We start from the raw sequence: 16782 nt of genomic DNA, 5'->3' as shown, positions 1-16782 counted from the left end.
CTGAGGTCCAATACGTTCGGCAACTGCTAGGCTCTGGCCTTTCCTGACTGCCGACGTTGTAACGCTATATAACAAAAAAGAATATAACTTTTGTTTTAACAACTAACGGTACGGGTTAGGGTGTGCCACCTTTTGAATTCATCGATGGAGAGCGACCTTGCCTCTGCGTAGCACGTTCACGCGTTTCTTTCAGTTGGAAGCTGCCAGCGGTCTGTTATTGATCGCCGCGGCCGCTCTCGCCTTGATCATCAACAACTCATCGCTGTCGTGGCTCTATAGCGGCTTGCTGGACACCCCCGTGGTGGCTCAGATCGGCGCGCTGAAGATCGCCAAGCCGCTGCTGCTGTGGATCAACGATGGCCTGATGGCCCTGTTCTTCCTGCTGATCGGCCTGGAAGTGAAACGTGAGGTTCTCGACGGCCAACTGTCGAAACCATCGCAGATCGTGTTGCCCGGCGCGGCGGCGATTGGCGGCATGGTGGTACCGGCGCTGATCTACTGGTTCCTCAATCGCGACAACCCGCCTGCCTTGAGTGGCTGGGCGATCCCGACCGCCACCGACATCGCCTTCGCCCTCGGCGTACTGGCCCTGCTGGGCAAACGCGTGCCGGTGTCGCTGAAACTGTTCCTGATGACCCTGGCAATCATCGACGACCTGGGCGCGATCATCATCATCGCGATCTTCTATTCCGGCGCACTGTCGACCTTGTCCCTGGCGCTGGCTGCGGCCTGCATCGCGGCCTTGATCGGGATGAATCGACTCGGCGTGGTGAAGCTAGGGCCGTACATGATCATCGGCCTGATCCTCTGGGTCTGTGTGCTCAAGAGCGGTGTGCACGCCACGCTGGCCGGTGTAACCCTGGCCTTCTGCATTCCCCTGCGCACAAAAAACGCCGAGCCTTCACCGCTGCTGACTCTGGAACATGCCCTGCATCCGTGGGTGGCCTACGGCATCCTGCCGCTGTTTGCCTTCGCCAATGCCGGCCTGTCCCTGAGCGGCGTGACCGTCGAAAGCTTCACCCACGACGTGCCGATGGGCATCGCCGTCGGCCTGCTGCTGGGCAAGACCATCGGTGTCTACGGCCTGACCTGGCTGGCGGTAAAAATCGGCATCGCCACCCTGCCCCAAGGCGCCAACTGGGGTCAGGTATTGGGTGTTGCGATCCTCTGCGGCATCGGTTTCACCATGAGCCTGTTTGTCGGTTCCCTGGCCTTCGTGCCCGGCACCAGTGAATACGCCGGGATGGATCGAATGGGGATTCTGACCGGCTCAATTCTGGCGGCATTGATCGGTTATGCAGTGACGGCGGCGGCGAGTCGCAAGAGCACTGCACTGCAGTCCTGAACGATAGAGAACACTCTTAGCGACATTCAGGATTCGTCCTACAGCCACGATTAGCCACGTTCGTTAACGTCGCGCAGCCCCTCTTTCGGGGGTTGCCGATGGACGAGCGAAGGGACAATCAGTGGCTGGCAACAAGGACATTCCCCGGGTTCAAAACCCACCGTCAGGCGACGGGCATCACGTCACCCACCGCTACATGACGGCCACCGAGTTGGCGGAGCGGGACGCCAGGCAAAATGCCTACGACGCCATGCTCGCCAGGCAGCAGGCCTTCGAAGACAGCCTTCAAGTCGCTGCGAAAAAGGATGACGTTGGCCGCGCCGGATGCGTGTTCGCCAAGTCCTGCAAGCTGCCCGACGCAATCATCGACTACACGACTCCCTCCGGCGTTATTCCGACTGACAGCCTGAAAGATTACGGCGAGCTGGTTCTGCTCGGCGCTCGCGAGGCCGATGAAAGCGGTGTCGTGCCGCTCAAGAAAATCAGTAGCACTGCGATTCCGGCAGGTTTCGGCAGCTTTGCTTTGGCCGGCTCAGCGTTCGCCGCACTGCCCGCAGTCGCCGCCAGCACCGCTGCGGCCACCTTGGCAGGCTTGGTGGCCCTGGTCATACCGTCGAGCCTTGGCGACAGCTCGCTCTACACCGAAGACCAATTGCGCGCCCTTAATCAGGCCCGCACCCGCGTGCGCCTGCGGGTCGAGCAACAGGCTGACGGCAGTCTCAAGGGATACGGGTTCTACACCGGCAAAAACCGTGACTGGGAAATGGTCGATGTCGCGCAATTCACCTTGCGCGGCAGTCAGCAGGTGGCTGATCTTGGGGATGGCGTTGAGCTGATCTGGACACCGGCCGAGGACGGTTCAAACATCCTCGGCATCCCCGCGCTGGAAGCCGCACCGCAAGCACCGCACATCTGGGTTTACCCGCCGACGAAGGCGGCTGACAGCATCATCGTGAACCCGGTGTACCCGCCTGAGTACAAGGATTTCATTCTGGTGTTTCCAGCGGATTCGGGGGTGGTGCCGGTTTATATTGTGGTGAGTGTTGCTGGAAGACGAATTCCTAACCCCGATCACGACTATCACTCTGCACCTGAAACAGAGGAAATCACTGGCTTCTCGGGTTTGAAAGTAGCAAAAAAGAAAACCCCACGACAAGGGGGTGGTGGACTTCGAGAGCGTTGGATTGATGCCAAAGGTCGAACAATTTATGAATGGGACTCTTTGCACGGGGAGCTGGAAGCTTATCGTGCAAGCGATGGAAGCCATCTAGGCTCGTTCGACCATACAACAGGCGAGCAAATAGATCCGCCCAAGAAAAACCGCAGCATTAAAAAGTACTTGTGAGGATGGCATGGGACTGAAAGTCAGATTGGATTGGTATGACAAGGAAACGGAAATAGCGGAAGGAAAGGAGTACTCCGCAGACCTTGGCGACGATGGTTCAATCATCGAAGCATTAGGCTTGATGGCGGAAAGCGAAATCTACGACGGTGGATTTGATGTTTTATCGGCGTGGGTGCCAGAGCTTCAGCCTCTGTTCAAGCATAAGATTAATACTGCCGCTTTTGATTACCAGGTTGCGTTCCGATATCGGCAAGTATGGTAATTCCCCAACTTCCCCGAAGGCTTGGAATATTTCATCGGTACCGGCGCGGCCCCTGAACAATCACTCAACGCCCCCAACCAAGCGACAGCACAAGAATGATATTTATCGTAATCACCGGTTTCTTCGACGAACCAAACCCGGACGATTCATTGCAGTACGAAAAAGATGTGCCGCGGGCCTTAGAGCGGGCGGTGCTTAACGTTATGGACCGGCCAACCTTGTGGGATGTCCCCATGGGCGAGCACAAATTATCCCCACCTCAAGTCAGCACGATTATGGAACTGGTTGGCGACTCTTTCAGAGACGACTTGGTGTACTACATGGGACTTTGCCAAAACTAACGATATTGAATCTGACGTCACTGAAAGCAGCAGACACAAAAAACCCCGACCAGTCACCTGATCGGGGTTTTGTGTTACCCGTTCCGCTTAGTGCGCAACGCGGCTCGTACCATCAACAGTGGCGATCCGCACCCGCTCACCCACACGGAACACTTCGTTTGGCTGAACTTCCTGCACGTAGGCGCGCATGCTGCCATCGTCTTCGCGCACGGTGATTTCAACACCTTGCGTACGGGTCAGGCCTTCTTCGGCAGCCGAGCCCATCAGGCCGCCGGCGACAGCGCCGATGACCGCTGCGACGATACTGCCGCGACCACCGCCGATGGCGCTACCGCCGACACCACCCACGACTGCACCAGCGGCGCTACCGATTGGGGTTTTGGTGCCTTCGATTTTCACCGGACGCAGAGCTTCGATGGTACCCATGCGAATCGTCTGCACACGACGCGCTTCGTCACGGGAGTAGGAGTCACCGGTCAAGCTCGATTGGCAGCCAGTGAGCAACATCGCCATCGTGGAAAAGGAAGCAACCAGCAGAACAGACTTACGCATAGCATCAAACTCCATAGGACAGGTATCCATTAAACTCCGCAGCTTGACGCCTGTCACGACTTCACCCGGATAAAATTGGTTTCATTCAGGCCCGATACAGGCGCTTTTTCGAACTCACCACACAGTAGCGTCAAATTACAAAATCTGCGCCGCTGACCCAAGGATTTTCATGGATTACTTCATCATTGTCGTCACGACCGTCGCCGGCTTGTACTTCCATTGGTGGCTGTACGTGCGGATCAAACGCTGGATGGACCGCGATCTGGCGTTGTCACTGGCGGGTAAAGACCAACAGAAAAGAGCCTTTATGCTCCAGCAACTGGCGAACGCTCAAACGCAGAAGATCAAGCGGCGGGACCTGCCTCAGTGGCTGGAGGCCGCTGCGGCAGGGTATCCCGATCGGTAGACTATTTACGGCGCCAGGCGTTCCCGAACCCAGTCGGCGCCTTGCAAGCGGTAGTTGAGGCGATCGTGCAGACGGCTCGGACGGCCCTGCCAGAATTCGATGCGCTCGGGTAGCAAGCGATAACCGCCCCAATGCTCGGGGCAGTGAGGCTGAGTATCGCTGAAACGTTGCTCGGTGTTCTTGAGCAGCGCTTCCAGTTCGCCGCGATCGGCGATCACCCGGCTCTGGGGCGAGGCCCAGGCACCGAGACGACTGCCCAGAGGACGAACCTGATAATAAGCGTCGGACTCTTCAGGCGTGACCTTCACCACCCGCCCTTCGATGCGCACCTGGCGCTCCAGGGCCGGCCAGAAGAACGTCATGGCCGCAAATGGATTGGCTGCCAGTTGCTGACCCTTGTCGCTTTCGTAGTTGGTGAAGAAGGTGAAGCCCTGCTCGTCCAGGCCCTTGAGCAGCAGAATACGGCAATGCGGCCGACCGTCCTGATCGACGGTGGCCAGCGTCATGGCATTCGCCTCCACCGGCACCTGCTCGGTTTTCACCGCATCGGCAAACCACTGATGGAACAGCGCGAACGGCTCGGCCGGGGCTTGCGCCTCGGTCAGGCCATCTCGGGTGTAGTCGCGACGCATATCTGCCAAGGGCCGGGTCATGGCGCATTCCTTTTGGTTAACGAATCACTTCTTTGTGTCATCGGCGACAGCGACTTTCTTGGTATCGACAGCGGCTTTAGCGGGCGCAGTCTTTTTCACCACTGCTTTTTTGGCTGGAGCCTTGGCGGCTGCTTTCTTGGCCGGTGCCTTTTTCGTCGCCGGGACAGCCGCTTTCTTCGCAGCAGGCGCCGGGGTCACAGGCTTGGCCACTGGCTTGATGTCTTGCGCAGCGATCATGGTTTTCACCGGTGCAGGAGCCGGCATGTTGTACTTGCTCAGCAACGCGACCATGGTATTTGCCGGGGTCACCAACAGCTCGACGCGACGGTTCAAGGCACGACCTTCAGAACTGTCGTTGGCGGCACGCGGAGCCTCACCACCCATGCCGCGCAGCATCAGGCGATCACGCTGCAGACCGCTGAGACGGAAGATCGCCGCCACTGCCTGGGCGCGTTCCTGGCTCAGCTTCACGTTGGCCGGTGCGGCGCCCGACGTATCACTGTGACCGAGTACCAGCACGGCAGTCTTTGGATCGACTTCGAGGATTTTCGCGACACGGGTGAACGGGCCGAGGGTCACCGGCAGCAGCATGGACGGACGGTCAGGGTTGAACGAGCCTTCTACCGGTGCCGTGACGACCAGCACGTTCTCGCGGCGCTCAAGTTTCAGGTTGCTGTCCTTGATCGCTTCGCGCAGGCGCGGTTCGTAGTCGTCGAGCCAGGCCTGGGTGACTTTCGGGTCGGGCATCGGCACGGCCTTAGCGGTGCTCTGCTCCTTGCCGCCGAACGGCCACCACCAATTGCCACCAGCATCAGCTTCAGCCTTGGCTGCAACGGCCGGCTTGGCTTCAGGTTTAATTTCCGGTTTCACGTCCAGTTTGGCCACTTTGTCGGCAGCGTCATCGGAACCGAACGGCCAGTACCAAGGGGATGCGCTGTCAGCCTTGGCGACGGGTGCTGTTGCAGCAGGTTTCAGCGGGGCTGGGGCTGGGTCTTTGGTCGCAACCTTGTCGGAAGAGCCGAACGGCCACCAGCTGCCGCCGTCTGCGTCATTTTGTGGGGTTTGTGCGCAACCGGTGATAGCGAAGCACAGGGCCAGGGCGAGAGTTTTATTGGATGACATTGGATATCCACAAAATGAAGTAATGAAGAATCAGACCGGGTTAGCCCGGATAAACAGCGCTTTGAAACCACAAAGGCTTTCGGGTTCCGGCCCTGGCCCCCTTAAGCGTGATTTACAGACAAGTGGCCAGTACTCGCACAAGCTTTTGGGCTCGTGGATCCATCAAGACGTACGGCCCCAGGGTATTTGTCACAAAGCCGAAGGCCACATCGTATTCTGGGTCAGCAAAACCGATGGAGCCGCCGGCGCCGGGGTGACCGAACGCCCGTGGGCCGAGGCCGTAGGTGGCGTTGGGTACGTCCGGTTGATCGAGCATGCAACCCAGGCCGAAGCGGGTCCTGGTCAATAAAGTCTTGTCTTCGCCGACGCTGTGTTCGCGGGTCAGCTCGTCGAGCATTTCGCTTTCCAGCAGGCTGCCATCGAGCAGACCGGCGTAGAACCCGGCCAGGCTGCGGGCATTGCCATGGCCATTGGCGGCCGGCTGCTGCATGCGCCGCCATTCCGGTTTGTTGGTGCTGGTCATTATAGACGGTGGGTTGGTGAAGGCCCGGGTGCTCATGGCCGTCGGCTCACGCATGGTCACTTGCAGCAAGCGCTGGGCCGCGGCATCGCCGAGGTTGCCCTTGCTACGGGCAATATGTGCCACGCGATGGAACTCTTTGTCGGCGAGGCCGACGTGGAAGTCCAGCCCCAAAGGCTTCGCGACCCGTGCCACGATGGACTCACCCGGCCCACGACCATCGGCGCGACGCAGCAACTCACCGACCAGCCAGCCATAGGTGATCGCCGCATAACCGTGACCTTCACCTGGCGTCCACCACGGCGCTTCGGCGGCCAGGGCATCGACCATGGTCTGCCAGTCGTAAAGTGCCTCAGGGGCCAGCAACTCGCGCAAAGCAGGCAGGCCGGCCTGATGGCAGAGCAAGTGGCGCAGGGTCACGGATTCTTTGCCGGCGGCAGCGAACTCGGGCCAGTAGCGAGCGACTGGAGCATCCAGTTGCAGCTTGCCTTCGGCCACCAGTTGCAGCGCGGTCACGGCGGTGAAGGTCTTGGTGCAGGAAAACAGGTTGGCAATGGTGTCGCTGTGCCAGGCTTCGGTGCCGTCCTTGTCGGAGGTACCGCCCCAGAGGTCGAGAACGGTTTCCCCGCCAATCCGGATGCACAACGCCGCGCCACGCTCCTGAGGATCGTCGAACAGCGCCGCAAAAGCTTCGCGCACCGCTTCGAACTTAAGCTCGTAATGACCCTGAATCTGCACCCGCAACTCTCCCGGATAAACGCTCTACAAAGTGGCCCGCATTGTTCCAGCCCTTGAGGGTTTTGGGAACAGGGTTGGGCCGGGCGGTCGCCCGGCCTTGAGAATGCCTCAGACATCGATGGTGCGATCCCTGTGGTGTATCAGACTCAATGACCATTGCCCGAATGCCCACCCGCATGGCCGGCGCCCTGCTCCGCCCCCTTGTCGGCAGCACCTTGCTTGCCGCCCTCGCCCTCGTGGTTCTCGGTGGCTTTTTCCGCCTCGGCCCTGGCCTTCTCGGCCTCTTTGCCGAGCTGATCGACAGCCTGCAAATTGCTTTTGCGCACAGTGTCGACAAAGCCCTGGAACGGCAGATCGGTAATGCCCACCAGACCGAAGTGACCGTTCTCGCCGTCCAGCAGGCGACCGGTCACCGGTTGATCGAGGTACTGGAACCAGTGCACCCCGACAATCGACGGTTCGCTCATCGCTTGTTTGAGGAAGTTGGCGTAAGCCGGGCCGCGATCTTCTTCTTTCGCCAGTTGCGTCACGCCCCCCCAGAACGGGCCGCGATCCTTTGATCCGAAGTTGAACTCGGTAATCAGCACCGGTTTGTCCAGGCTGCGCAGTCTGGCGAAGTCATAACCGTCCTGAGGTTGCAGGGTGTACATATTGAAGCTCAACACGTCGCAGTATTGCGCGCAGGACTCGACGGCTTCCGGGGTGCTGACGGCAAAACGGCCACCCAGTAATAACTGGTTCGGCGCATGCCACTTGAGCGAATCGGAGACGGTTTTGAAGTACGTGTCGGCGAAGACTTTCTGGAAGTATTTGAAGTCGGCTTCGATTTCCGGGTATTCGGCGCTCGGCTGCGGCGGCACGAAACCCGGGTCTTCCATCAACTCCCAGGCCGGCAGATCAATGCCCCATGCTTTGGAAAGGCCCGCCTGGTTGCGGTACTTGTCACGCAGTTGTTTGAGGAAGGCACGTTTGGCCGGTACATCGGTGGTCATTTTCAAAGTGCCATAGGCCAACGCATAACGGGCCTTCGGGTCAGCGCCGGGACCTGCCCAAGCCAGTTCGTTATCGGCGAAGTAACCGATCAGCCACGGATCGTCGCGATGGTCGCGGGCGGCGATGGCCACGGCGCGTTCGGTGGCCATGGCGAAACGCGGATCGAACGGGTCAGGCATGCCGCCCCACCAATCGGTACCGGTGCTGATGCTGGCGTAATCGCCGACGATCGACAGCGGCAAGGTGTATGGCACTCGGTCCGCGTTGCCAAACCCCGGGGCGCTCCAGTTGCCAAGGGTGTTGAAACCCCAGGCTTGCAGGCGATCGAGGGTATGACTGGCCCAGCGTTGTTCGTCGAAAACCACTTTGCAGGGCTCGGCGGCCGTTTGCTCGGCCGCTTTTTCGACTGACGCTTCAACGGCGCCGGTCTTGGCCGCGTCGGCAACGCCAGCCGCGGATTCGGTCGCCGCAGGAGCGGCTGATTGCTCGGCAGCCTTATCGGTCGCCGCCTCGACCGCATCGGCCTTGGCTGCTTCAGCGACACCGGCCTTGGTCTCGCTGCCCGGTGCGCAAGGTTTGCCATACAGACGCTGCAGGTTAGCGCCATAGAAATCGTACCAGCGCCCGACATTGTAGGCTCGTCCCTGATCGGCGCCATTACCGCCACGGTTGTCGCCTTCACCATAATAACTGGCAAGAGGCTCGTCGGGTTTGGGCAAGGACTCGAACATCCACTCGCGACCGGCGACGTAGGTCTGGTTGACGCTCGGGTTCACGCTGTTGACGCCGAGGGAATAGAACGGATGCCCTTCCGGGGTCACCAGGTACCAGCGGCCGTCACGCTTTTCGGTGCGGAAAAAGCCGCTGGCCTTGAACGCCGGGCCTTTGGTCCAGCCGCCGAACTTGTCCAGGGACTGCTTCTCGCGCTCGGCCAGCCAGGTTTTCAGTTGTTGCTGTTCTTTGGCCGCCGCGGACTTCAGTTGCTCGTCGCTGCTGACCTTCTCCGGCCACTTGGCCCGGGTCGATTGGCCGTAAGCATCCACCAAAGCGCCATAAGCGGCCTTGGTGACCGCCTCGCCATCCTGCACGCCGAAGCGCTCGAGCAGGATGCTTTGGGCGACTTTCGGCTGATCCATCGACAAGGTCACCGACACTACTTGGCTGCGGTCCAGCTCACCGGTGCTGCTGGCCAGCAATACACGCTGGCCTTCGAAGGTGATCGGCATCGGCGGGCCGGCTTTCATGCCCTGGCTCAAAGGTGAACTCGGTTGCAGTGGTACCAGCAGGGTTTGCGCAGGGCCGGCCGGCAGATCGACACGGCTGAGCAAGGTCTTGCCGTCGTTGCTCTGGATTTTCACGTACAAGGTCACGGCCCAGTTCATCGCGCTCTGGATCCGCAGGCTCATGACGCCCGACTGCGACCAGTCCCAGGCACCGGTCTGCGGCGTCAGGCGCAAGGTCGGCTGGGCGACCGGATTAAAAGTCACGCGACGCAGCACTTCGCCTTCGGCCGTTTGCTCCGCGTTCGATTGCGGCAGGCTGGCGTCCTGCGTCGCCACCTGAACCACGTCGGCGGGACGCACAAAGTTGAACAACGTTTGCTGGCCGGCAGGGGCTGCCAGCAAAGGGGCTGCGAACATCAAGGCAAAAACAGCAGGCAACGAACGGCGAATCATAGGAACGTGGATCTCCCAAGCGACCATCAATGGGCCAGTGGAAAAGCGGTGGCAGTGAGGTAGACAACGCGGCGGGCCTATTTGCCCACCGGTGCATCAGGAAATTTCACGACGGAATGGCGGCAATGCATTGAGAATAGCTTTGCCGTAGCGCTGCGTGACCAGACGGCGGTCGAGCAAGGTGATGGTGCCGCGGTCTTCTTCGGTCCGCAGCAAGCGACCGCAGGCCTGGACCAGTTTCAGCGAAGCGTCCGGCACGGAGATTTCCATGAACGGATTGCCACCGCGAGCCTCGATCCATTCCGCCAGGGCCGCTTCGACAGGATCGTCGGGCACCGAGAACGGAATCTTGGCGATCACCACGTGCTCGCAGTAGGCACCGGGCAAATCCACACCTTCGGCGAAACTCGCCAGACCGAACAGCACGCTCGAATCCCCGCCATCAACTCGCGCCTTGTGCTTGTTCAGGGTTTCCTGCTTCGACAGGTTGCCTTGAATGAACACTTGCTTGCGCCAGTCGCGATCCAGACCGTCGAACACGTCCTGCATCTGCTTGCGAGAGGAGAACAGCACCAGGGTGCCACGGGAGCCTTCTACCAGTTGCGGCAAGTCGCGAATGATCGCCGCGGTGTGGGCCGGCGCGTCACGCGGGTCGGCTTTCAGGTCCGGCACCCGCAGCACACCGGCGTCGGCGTGATGGAACGGGCTCGGGACCACCGCGGTGACGGCTGTTTTAGGCAGGCCGGCACGCATGCGGAAGCGGTCGAAAGTGCCGAGAGCGGTCAGGGTCGCCGATGTCACCAGCGCCCCGTAGGCCACGTTCCACAGGTTGCGCCGGAGCATGTCCGCCGCGAGGATCGGGCTGGCATTGACCTCGATATCGAACAGCGAACCGCTTTCGGCCAGGGTCAGCCAACGGGCCATGGGCGGGTTGTCTTCCGGGTCTTCGACAGTGAAAGCGGTCCACAACTCCCAATTGCCCGAAGAACGCGACAACAGGCTGCCGAACAGCGGATACCACTCTTCGGCCTGGTTGCTGGCGATGCCGATATTGACCTCGCCGTCCATGCCTTCCTTGAGCAGTTCGGTGAGCCGGGTGAACAGGTCGGTCAGGCGGGCAAAGCCCTTCTTCAGCTCGATGCCCATTTCGCGCATGTGCTCGGGAATCACCCCGCCGACGAAACGGTGACGTGGGCGCTCACGGCCTTCGACGTCTTCGCCGGGCTTGAAGTCGGCGGCTTGCTCACAGGCGCTGAACATGAACTGCTGCTGGGTCTTGATCTCCCGCGCCAGCTCCGGCACCTGCTCGATCAACTTGCCCAGATCCCCCGGCAAGGGGTGCTGGGCGAGCAATTTGGTGAGGTTCTTGGCGGTGGTTTCCAGCCAGTCGGCAGTGGAACGCAGACGCGTGTAGTGAGCGAAGTGACCGATAGCCTTGTCCGGCAGGTGATGGCCTTCGTCGAATACGTAGATGGTGTCCCGCGGATCGGGCAGAACCGCGCCGCCGCCCAGAGCCAGGTCGGCCAGGACCATGTCGTGGTTGGTAACAATCACGTCGACTTTGCCCATACCTTCGCGGGCCTTGTAGAAGGCGCACTGGCCGAAGTTCGGGCAATGACGGTTGGTGCACTGGCTGTGATCGGTAGTCAGGCGCGCCCAGTCGGCGTCTTCCAGCGCTGTCGACCAACTGTCGCGGTCGCCGTCCCACTTATTGCCGGCGAGCTTCTCGATCATGCTGGTGAACAGCTTCTGGCTGGCTTCATCGACCTCGATCTTGAAGCCTTCCTCTTCGAACAGCTGCGCGGTGGCAGTCTGCGCGTGACCTTCCTGGAGCAACATGTCGAGCTTGGACAGGCACATGTAGCGCCCGCGGCCCTTGGCCAGGGCGAAGCTGAAATTCAGTCCGCTGTTGCGCATCAGGTCGGGCAAATCCTTGTAGACGATCTGCTCTTGCAGGGCCACGGTGGCCGTGGCGATCACCAGACGCTTGCCGGCGGCCTTCGCGGTGGGGATGGCCGCCAGGCTGTAGGCCACGGTTTTGCCGGTACCGGTGCCGGCTTCCACCGCGACAATCGCGGGGTCGCCACTGCGCCGGCCTTCATCGTCGGTGTCGATGGCACCGAGGACCTTGGCTATTTCGGCGATCATCAGGCGTTGGCCGTAGCGCGGCTTGAGGCTCTTGGCTTCGAGAAAACGCGAGTAGGCGCCCTGGATCGTGGTTTTGAGTTCGGTGCTGATCATGGATTGTCGGGCGCAAAAAACGCTGGATAAATTTTCAGTGGTTCGGATCGGCCGCTATCATACCCCGCTAATTAATCCCGCGCAGAACGGAGTACCTCAATGACACCTTTTGGCATCGTTTATACCCTGCATGTACTGGCCGCCCTGGTGTGGGTCGGCGGCATGTTTTTCGCCTGGATGGTCTTGCGCCCCGCGGCGATGAAGGCGCTGGAAGGCCCTGCCCGATTGAAGCTGTGGGTGGAAGTGTTTCAAGGTTTTTTCCGCTGGGTCTGGATCGCGGTGGTGCTTTTGCCGATCAGCGGCGTGGGCATGATTCATCTGCAGTTCTCCGGATTTGAAGCCGCGCCGCGGTATGTGCAGGTGATGATGGGATTGTATGTAGTGATGACAGCGCTGTTTATCCGGATTCAGGCGTTGCTGCTGCCAGAGTTGCGCACAGCGGTAACGGCTCAGGATTGGCCGGCGGGCGCAGCGGTGCTGGGCCGGATTCGTCGGTTGGTGGGGATTAACCTGGTGGTCGGGTTGGCGCTGGTGGCGATTGCTGCGGCTCGGCCGATGTTCTGAGGAATATGTAGTTTGGGGGAGCTTTTGTGCCCCCCGTTCGGCTGCGAAGCAGTCGTAAATCACCGCGTTCATTCTGAAAGAATGGGGTCGCTGGTTTTGGGGCCGCTTCGCGACCCAGCGGGAGCAAGCTCCCTCGCCACAGGAGGGCTTACATCCGTTGAATGCTCACCGAACCCGCCACTCCCGCAGGCCCTGGCTGGCCATCGGCACCGGGACGACCACTCTTGCCACCATCGGCTTTATAGACGACGCAGCCCTTGGCCTTGCCACCCGCTCCCGGTTTGCCACCAAGCCCTGCCGCGCCACCAACCCCGCCTGCAACCTCGACCTTGATCTGCTCCGTCGGGTAATCACGCGGCACTTCCAGCCGAACCAGCGCCCCTGGTGCGCCTGGCTGGCCGTCGCTGCCATCACTGCCATCGGCGCCGCGACCGGCCTGGCCCCAGGTACAACCCGGTGCTTGACCATTAGCCCCATCAAGGCCGACAAAACCTGGAGCACCCGCGCCACCGCGAGCGTCTACGGACAATTGCGGCGCGTTCAACGCTTTGATCTGCACATCCAGATTGCGCCCGGAGCGAGCGGCCTTGAGGTAAGTCCCCGGCGCGCCCCGCGCAGTGATCTGGCTGCCTTCGGCCAACTCGGCACGGCTGACCTTCAACGCCAGGGCTTGTTCGCTCGGCACAATGGCAATCCGCGCGTCGCGTCCCAGGCGCAGTTCGCCGACCGTCACTTCGGTCACGTTCGAGGGAATCAGCAAGGTGCCGTAATCGGCGACTTCCAGCCGTTCCAGTTGCAAGGTACTGGCCGTGTTAGGCAAGCGCATCAGCGAGTTGGTTTCGACGCTCACCACCTGCGCGCAGGCCAATGGGCTGATAAGTGCAGCGAGCAGACAGAGTTTACGCATGGGAGGCCTTCGAAGCGGCCGGGGCCGGAATGGTTTGCAGGTGGAAAACGCCGAAAAAGACAATCTTCAGACGATCACGCCAAGGGTGGGCTCGACCTTTGAGGCTGCGGTTGCAGAACACCAACTCCAGAAGATGGAGCCCTGCCAACAGGCTGCCTGCAAAATTGATCAGCAGGTGAAAGGGATGGATAAACGGTATGAGCAGATTGACCAGCGCCACTAACCAGAACAGCAGGGTCAATAACTTTCCCAGCCCCCAAAACACCTTCATACGCGCCCCCGTTGAGAATTATTCTTTGCGCGCACAGTAACGGCTTACGCGCGGGATAAGCCAGAGGCCAACAAAAAATTCTTCCGGAAGGTCGCCACTTGGCCGCCGGAACAACCTGAATGGTCGTCCGACGGCTCTATCATAGGGCTCAGCGATTGATGTGCAACTCCACGCGACGGTTTTGCGCCCGCCCTTCTTCCGTGTCGTTATCGGCCACCGGCTGGCTTTCGCCCCGGCCTTCGCTGGTGAGTTTGTTCGGCGCCAGCCCCTGACTCAACAGGTAGGCCGCCACGCTGCTGGCACGACGTTCCGACAGTTTCTGGTTATAGGCGTCCGAACCCTGGCTGTCGGTATGACCGATGACTTTAACGCTCACCACATCGGCGTTCTGCAATTTAGCCATCAGCGAATCCAGCTCACTGCGCGCTTCGGGCATCAGGTTGGATTGGTTGTAAGCGAACAGCACGTTGCCATTCAGGGTGATGACTTCGGATACCGGTGGTTCGACAGGTTTCACGCTGGCCGGGTATTGCGGCAGCGGGCAACCGTGATGTTCGACAGGGGTATCGGCAGGTGTATCAGGGCAGCGATCGCGTCGATCGAAAACACCATCATCGTCTTCATCGCCATCCTGGGCGTAGCAGATCAGGCCACCGGTCAAGATTCCGAGCGCCGCTCCACCCGCGGCCCAGGCACTGCTTTCAATTGCGCCCAAACCGCCACCGACCAGTCCGCCAATGACGCTGCAGATCGGCCACGTACGTTGATTGAGGGGGGCAGTGCCATCGCTGTGAGTCGCACAACCGGTCAGAAGACTGCCAAGCAGCAGAACCGGGAAGACGGTCCTTGTGAGAACGCTCATTGTGAATGCTCCTGTGTCACCGGCCCATACCGGTCACACAGGAGTAAAGACCCGCATCCGCGACTGTACAAGCCGCGGAGCACAAGGGATCTAGCGGTTGATTTTGATTTCCGTGCGACGGTTCAACGCACGGCCGTCCGCAGTTTTGTTATCGGCCACCGGCTGGCTTTCACCGGCACCGGTCACAGTCACGAAACTGCTGCGTGGCACGCCTTGGGAAATCAGGTATTCCACCACCGAATGGGCGCGTCTATCCGACAGTTTCTGATTGTAGGCATCGCTGCCGACGCTATCGGTATGACCGGTCACGGTCAGTTGGGCGCTGGAGGATTCCTGTTTCAGGCGCGTGGCAATGGTGTTGAGTACGTCTTTATCGGCAGGGGTGAGCTTGGCCGAGTCGAACTGGAAGTGCACATCACGGATAACGATGACTTCTTCCTTGACCACCGCAGCCTCCTCGACCACCGGCGCAGGCGCTGGTGGAGGGCAGCCGTCGGCATCGACCCGCACGCCTTTAGGTGTACCCGGGCACTTGTCGCGACTGTCCGGCACGCCATCGCCGTCTTCGTCGCCATCGCCGTGCACCCAGCAATAGGCGGCTGCCGTGCCGCCGACCACCAGCGCGCCATACCCCGCCCATGCCGAGCTCTCGGTCGCGCCGAGCCCTGCACCAATGACACCACCGACCGCCGCACAGGACGGCCAGTCGGTTTTCTGCAAGCCTGCACAACCAGTCAACACACTGGTTAGCAGAACCAAGGGTAATGCTGTCCGAATTATGCTCATCTAGTTCTTCTCCTGAGGGATCGGCTTAAAACCGATTCTAGGGAGTAAAGACCCGACTTTTAATCTCCGCCAGCAATAGGCCATTGCTGTTTTTCCCCGTGTTCGCGGAAGATCGGCGCTTTTTAGCTAAACCCGCAAGAAAGGACACTAGGCCCGGACGTTGGGGCAGGCTAGTCTTGGCGCTCTGATTGAGGATCTTCGATGATTGCAGGTATTTCTTCGCGCACGCCCCAGCAGGCGTTGGCCGCTTTGCTTGATCGTTATGCCCCGGCGCGTCTGTTGCTGATTGGCGCTAGCGAATTCCCCGCGCTTGAGGCATTCAAGCTCGCGCACCCGGACAGCATCGTCTCCTTTGCTGCACCCGGGACACTGCCCGCCGAGTTGGCAGCACAACGGTTTGATCTGGCGCTGGTGGTCGATTGTCTCGAACACTTGCCCAAGCGCGACGGCCTGAATCTGCTTGGCGGCATACGTAACCTTAATGCCAGTCGCATTGCGGTACTGGCCGACTTGCCGGCATGCGGTTGGCAGGAGACGGACTTTTTCTCCCTGGCGCTGCAAGCCAGCGAACGCTTCCAGCGCGACGATCAAGTACTGACCCTGTTCACCTATGATCTGCTTGACTATAAACAGGTGCCCGACTGGCTGAACTCACGCTTCTGGGCCAATCCGGAAAATTTCGGGAAATATTGGTGGTAACTCAATGAGTACATCCATTTGCCCTTGCGGCAGCGGCACGCTGCTCAATGCCTGCTGCGGTCATTACCACGCCGGCCACCCCGCCCCCAGCGCCGAAGTCTTGATGCGTTCGCGCTACAGCGCCTATGTACTGGGGTTGATCGACTATCTGGTGGCGACCACCCTGCCCGCACAACAGGCCGGCCTGGATCGCCAGTCGATCAGCGACTGGAGCGCCCAAAGCACCTGGCTGGGCCTGGAGGTCGAAAGCGCCGAGGTTTTCGGCGGTCAGCCGGAGCACGCTTTCGTCACTTTCACCGCTCGCTGGCACGACAGCAGCGGCGAACACAGCCACCGCGAACGTTCGTCATTCGTACAGAACGCCGGCCACTGGTATTTCATCGACCCCACCGTGTTACTCAAGGCCGGGCGTAATGATGCGTGCCCGTGCGCCAGCGGGCAGAAGTTCAAGAAGTGCTGCGCGAGTTATTTCGGCGCTTGAGTTGACCAAGGCTAGACT

Annotated in this window: 18 protein-coding genes; 8 read left to right on the top strand and 10 right to left on the bottom strand. The window is 60.3% G+C overall.

Features of this window, described 5'->3' with window-relative positions:
- The first annotated feature begins 157 nt into the window (after positions 1 to 157).
- From nhaA to AB7M29_RS09405, 4 genes are all read left to right on the top strand, one after another.
- Entirely contained in the window at positions 158 to 1345 is a 1188-nt protein-coding gene (nhaA, locus tag AB7M29_RS09420) for a Na+/H+ antiporter NhaA (protein WP_454246752.1), read from the top strand.
- Positions 1346 to 1466: 121 nt separating this feature from the next.
- Complete coding sequence (locus AB7M29_RS09415) at positions 1467 to 2690, top strand: colicin E3/pyocin S6 family cytotoxin (protein WP_454246751.1); 1224 nt, start codon at positions 1467 to 1469, stop codon at positions 2688 to 2690.
- A 7-nt stretch (positions 2691 to 2697) separates the two neighbouring features.
- Positions 2698 to 2952: a colicin E3-like toxin immunity protein gene (locus tag AB7M29_RS09410; RefSeq protein WP_217856679.1), complete on the top strand. Its 255-nt coding sequence runs from the start codon at positions 2698 to 2700 to the stop codon at positions 2950 to 2952.
- A gap of 95 nt (positions 2953 to 3047) precedes the next feature.
- Positions 3048 to 3293, top strand: coding sequence for a pyocin S6 family toxin immunity protein (locus AB7M29_RS09405; protein WP_367616753.1), 246 nt, complete (start codon positions 3048 to 3050; stop codon positions 3291 to 3293).
- 87 nt (positions 3294 to 3380) lie between these two features.
- On the opposite strand, the gene AB7M29_RS09400 is transcribed toward AB7M29_RS09405, so the two are convergent.
- Positions 3381 to 3845: an outer membrane lipoprotein gene (locus AB7M29_RS09400; RefSeq protein ID WP_095054089.1), complete on the bottom strand. Its 465-nt coding sequence runs from the start codon at positions 3843 to 3845 to the stop codon at positions 3381 to 3383.
- 169 nt (positions 3846 to 4014) lie between these two features.
- Between AB7M29_RS09400 and AB7M29_RS09395 the strand changes: the two genes are divergently transcribed.
- Positions 4015 to 4251 carry a hypothetical protein gene (locus AB7M29_RS09395; RefSeq protein WP_052966960.1) on the top strand — a complete coding sequence of 79 codons (237 nt, stop codon included), beginning with the start codon at positions 4015 to 4017 and terminating at the stop codon, positions 4249 to 4251.
- 5 nt (positions 4252 to 4256) lie between these two features.
- On the opposite strand, the gene pdxH is transcribed toward AB7M29_RS09395, so the two are convergent.
- From pdxH to dinG, 5 genes are all read right to left on the bottom strand, one after another.
- Positions 4257 to 4904 (bottom strand): pyridoxamine 5'-phosphate oxidase, encoded by a 648-nt coding sequence (pdxH, locus tag AB7M29_RS09390; protein ID WP_217856680.1) that lies wholly within the window; start codon positions 4902 to 4904, stop codon positions 4257 to 4259.
- Positions 4905 to 4928: 24 nt separating this feature from the next.
- Positions 4929 to 6026, bottom strand: coding sequence for an OmpA family protein (locus AB7M29_RS09385; RefSeq protein ID WP_454246750.1), 1098 nt, complete (start codon positions 6024 to 6026; stop codon positions 4929 to 4931).
- 112 nt (positions 6027 to 6138) lie between these two features.
- Entirely contained in the window at positions 6139 to 7284 is a 1146-nt protein-coding gene (locus tag AB7M29_RS09380; protein WP_217856682.1) for a serine hydrolase domain-containing protein, read from the bottom strand.
- 146 nt (positions 7285 to 7430) lie between these two features.
- Positions 7431 to 9953 (bottom strand): beta-agarase, encoded by a 2523-nt coding sequence (locus AB7M29_RS09375; protein ID WP_454246749.1) that lies wholly within the window; start codon positions 9951 to 9953, stop codon positions 7431 to 7433.
- Positions 9954 to 10049: 96 nt separating this feature from the next.
- Positions 10050 to 12194 carry an ATP-dependent DNA helicase DinG gene (dinG, locus tag AB7M29_RS09370; protein ID WP_008005800.1) on the bottom strand — a complete coding sequence of 715 codons (2145 nt, stop codon included), beginning with the start codon at positions 12192 to 12194 and terminating at the stop codon, positions 10050 to 10052.
- A gap of 99 nt (positions 12195 to 12293) precedes the next feature.
- Here dinG and AB7M29_RS09365 point away from each other — a divergent pair, with 99 nt between their 5' ends.
- Entirely contained in the window at positions 12294 to 12758 is a 465-nt protein-coding gene (locus AB7M29_RS09365) for a CopD family protein (protein WP_454246748.1), read from the top strand.
- A 148-nt stretch (positions 12759 to 12906) separates the two neighbouring features.
- Here the strand turns inward: AB7M29_RS09365 and AB7M29_RS09360 are convergent, their stop codons facing one another.
- The 4 genes from AB7M29_RS09360 to AB7M29_RS09345 form a co-directional block, all read right to left on the bottom strand.
- Positions 12907 to 13665, bottom strand: coding sequence for a collagen-like triple helix repeat-containing protein (locus AB7M29_RS09360; protein ID WP_454246747.1), 759 nt, complete (start codon positions 13663 to 13665; stop codon positions 12907 to 12909).
- Positions 13658 to 13936, bottom strand: a complete 279-nt coding sequence (locus AB7M29_RS09355; RefSeq protein ID WP_123719787.1) for a DUF1145 domain-containing protein — start codon at positions 13934 to 13936, stop codon at positions 13658 to 13660. The genes AB7M29_RS09360 and AB7M29_RS09355 overlap by 8 nt, the downstream gene beginning before the upstream one ends.
- Positions 13937 to 14084: 148 nt before the next feature.
- The gene (locus tag AB7M29_RS09350) at positions 14085 to 14798 is read right to left on the bottom strand and encodes an OmpA family protein (protein ID WP_217856686.1); all 714 of its coding nucleotides are present in this window, start codon (positions 14796 to 14798) and stop codon (positions 14085 to 14087) included.
- Between the two features lie 90 nt (positions 14799 to 14888).
- A complete protein-coding gene (locus AB7M29_RS09345) occupies positions 14889 to 15584 on the bottom strand; it encodes an OmpA family protein (protein WP_217856687.1) in 696 nt (231 codons plus the stop codon).
- 201 nt (positions 15585 to 15785) lie between these two features.
- On the opposite strand from AB7M29_RS09345, the gene AB7M29_RS09340 reads away from it, so the two are divergent.
- Both AB7M29_RS09340 and AB7M29_RS09335 read left to right on the top strand, forming a co-directional pair.
- Positions 15786 to 16283 carry a DUF6231 family protein gene (locus AB7M29_RS09340; protein WP_454246746.1) on the top strand — a complete coding sequence of 166 codons (498 nt, stop codon included), beginning with the start codon at positions 15786 to 15788 and terminating at the stop codon, positions 16281 to 16283.
- Between the two features lie 4 nt (positions 16284 to 16287).
- Positions 16288 to 16764 (top strand): YchJ family protein, encoded by a 477-nt coding sequence (locus AB7M29_RS09335; RefSeq protein WP_454246745.1) that lies wholly within the window; start codon positions 16288 to 16290, stop codon positions 16762 to 16764.
- Positions 16765 to 16782 lie beyond the last annotated feature (18 nt).

The organism is Pseudomonas sp. F-14 TE3623, from assembly GCF_053629015.1.
This window is presented reverse-complemented; position numbering and strand designations above follow the sequence as displayed.

Coding starts and splice junctions, on each gene's coding strand:
- AB7M29_RS09410 (WP_217856679.1), top strand. CDS start 2,698: ATGGGACTGAAAGTCAGATTGGATTGGTATGACAAGGAAACGGAAATA.
- AB7M29_RS09405 (WP_367616753.1), top strand. CDS start 3,048: ATGATATTTATCGTAATCACCGGTTTCTTCGACGAACCAAACCCGGAC.
- AB7M29_RS09400 (WP_095054089.1), bottom strand. CDS start 3,845: ATGCGTAAGTCTGTTCTGCTGGTTGCTTCCTTTTCCACGATGGCGATG.
- AB7M29_RS09395 (WP_052966960.1), top strand. CDS start 4,015: ATGGATTACTTCATCATTGTCGTCACGACCGTCGCCGGCTTGTACTTC.
- pdxH (WP_217856680.1), bottom strand. CDS start 4,904: ATGACCCGGCCCTTGGCAGATATGCGTCGCGACTACACCCGAGATGGC.
- AB7M29_RS09385 (WP_454246750.1), bottom strand. CDS start 6,026: ATGTCATCCAATAAAACTCTCGCCCTGGCCCTGTGCTTCGCTATCACC.
- AB7M29_RS09375 (WP_454246749.1), bottom strand. CDS start 9,953: ATGATTCGCCGTTCGTTGCCTGCTGTTTTTGCCTTGATGTTCGCAGCC.
- dinG (WP_008005800.1), bottom strand. CDS start 12,194: ATGATCAGCACCGAACTCAAAACCACGATCCAGGGCGCCTACTCGCGT.
- AB7M29_RS09365 (WP_454246748.1), top strand. CDS start 12,294: ATGACACCTTTTGGCATCGTTTATACCCTGCATGTACTGGCCGCCCTG.
- AB7M29_RS09360 (WP_454246747.1), bottom strand. CDS start 13,665: ATGCGTAAACTCTGTCTGCTCGCTGCACTTATCAGCCCATTGGCCTGC.
- AB7M29_RS09355 (WP_123719787.1), bottom strand. CDS start 13,936: ATGAAGGTGTTTTGGGGGCTGGGAAAGTTATTGACCCTGCTGTTCTGG.
- AB7M29_RS09350 (WP_217856686.1), bottom strand. CDS start 14,798: ATGAGCGTTCTCACAAGGACCGTCTTCCCGGTTCTGCTGCTTGGCAGT.
- AB7M29_RS09345 (WP_217856687.1), bottom strand. CDS start 15,584: ATGAGCATAATTCGGACAGCATTACCCTTGGTTCTGCTAACCAGTGTG.
- AB7M29_RS09340 (WP_454246746.1), top strand. CDS start 15,786: ATGATTGCAGGTATTTCTTCGCGCACGCCCCAGCAGGCGTTGGCCGCT.
- AB7M29_RS09335 (WP_454246745.1), top strand. CDS start 16,288: ATGAGTACATCCATTTGCCCTTGCGGCAGCGGCACGCTGCTCAATGCC.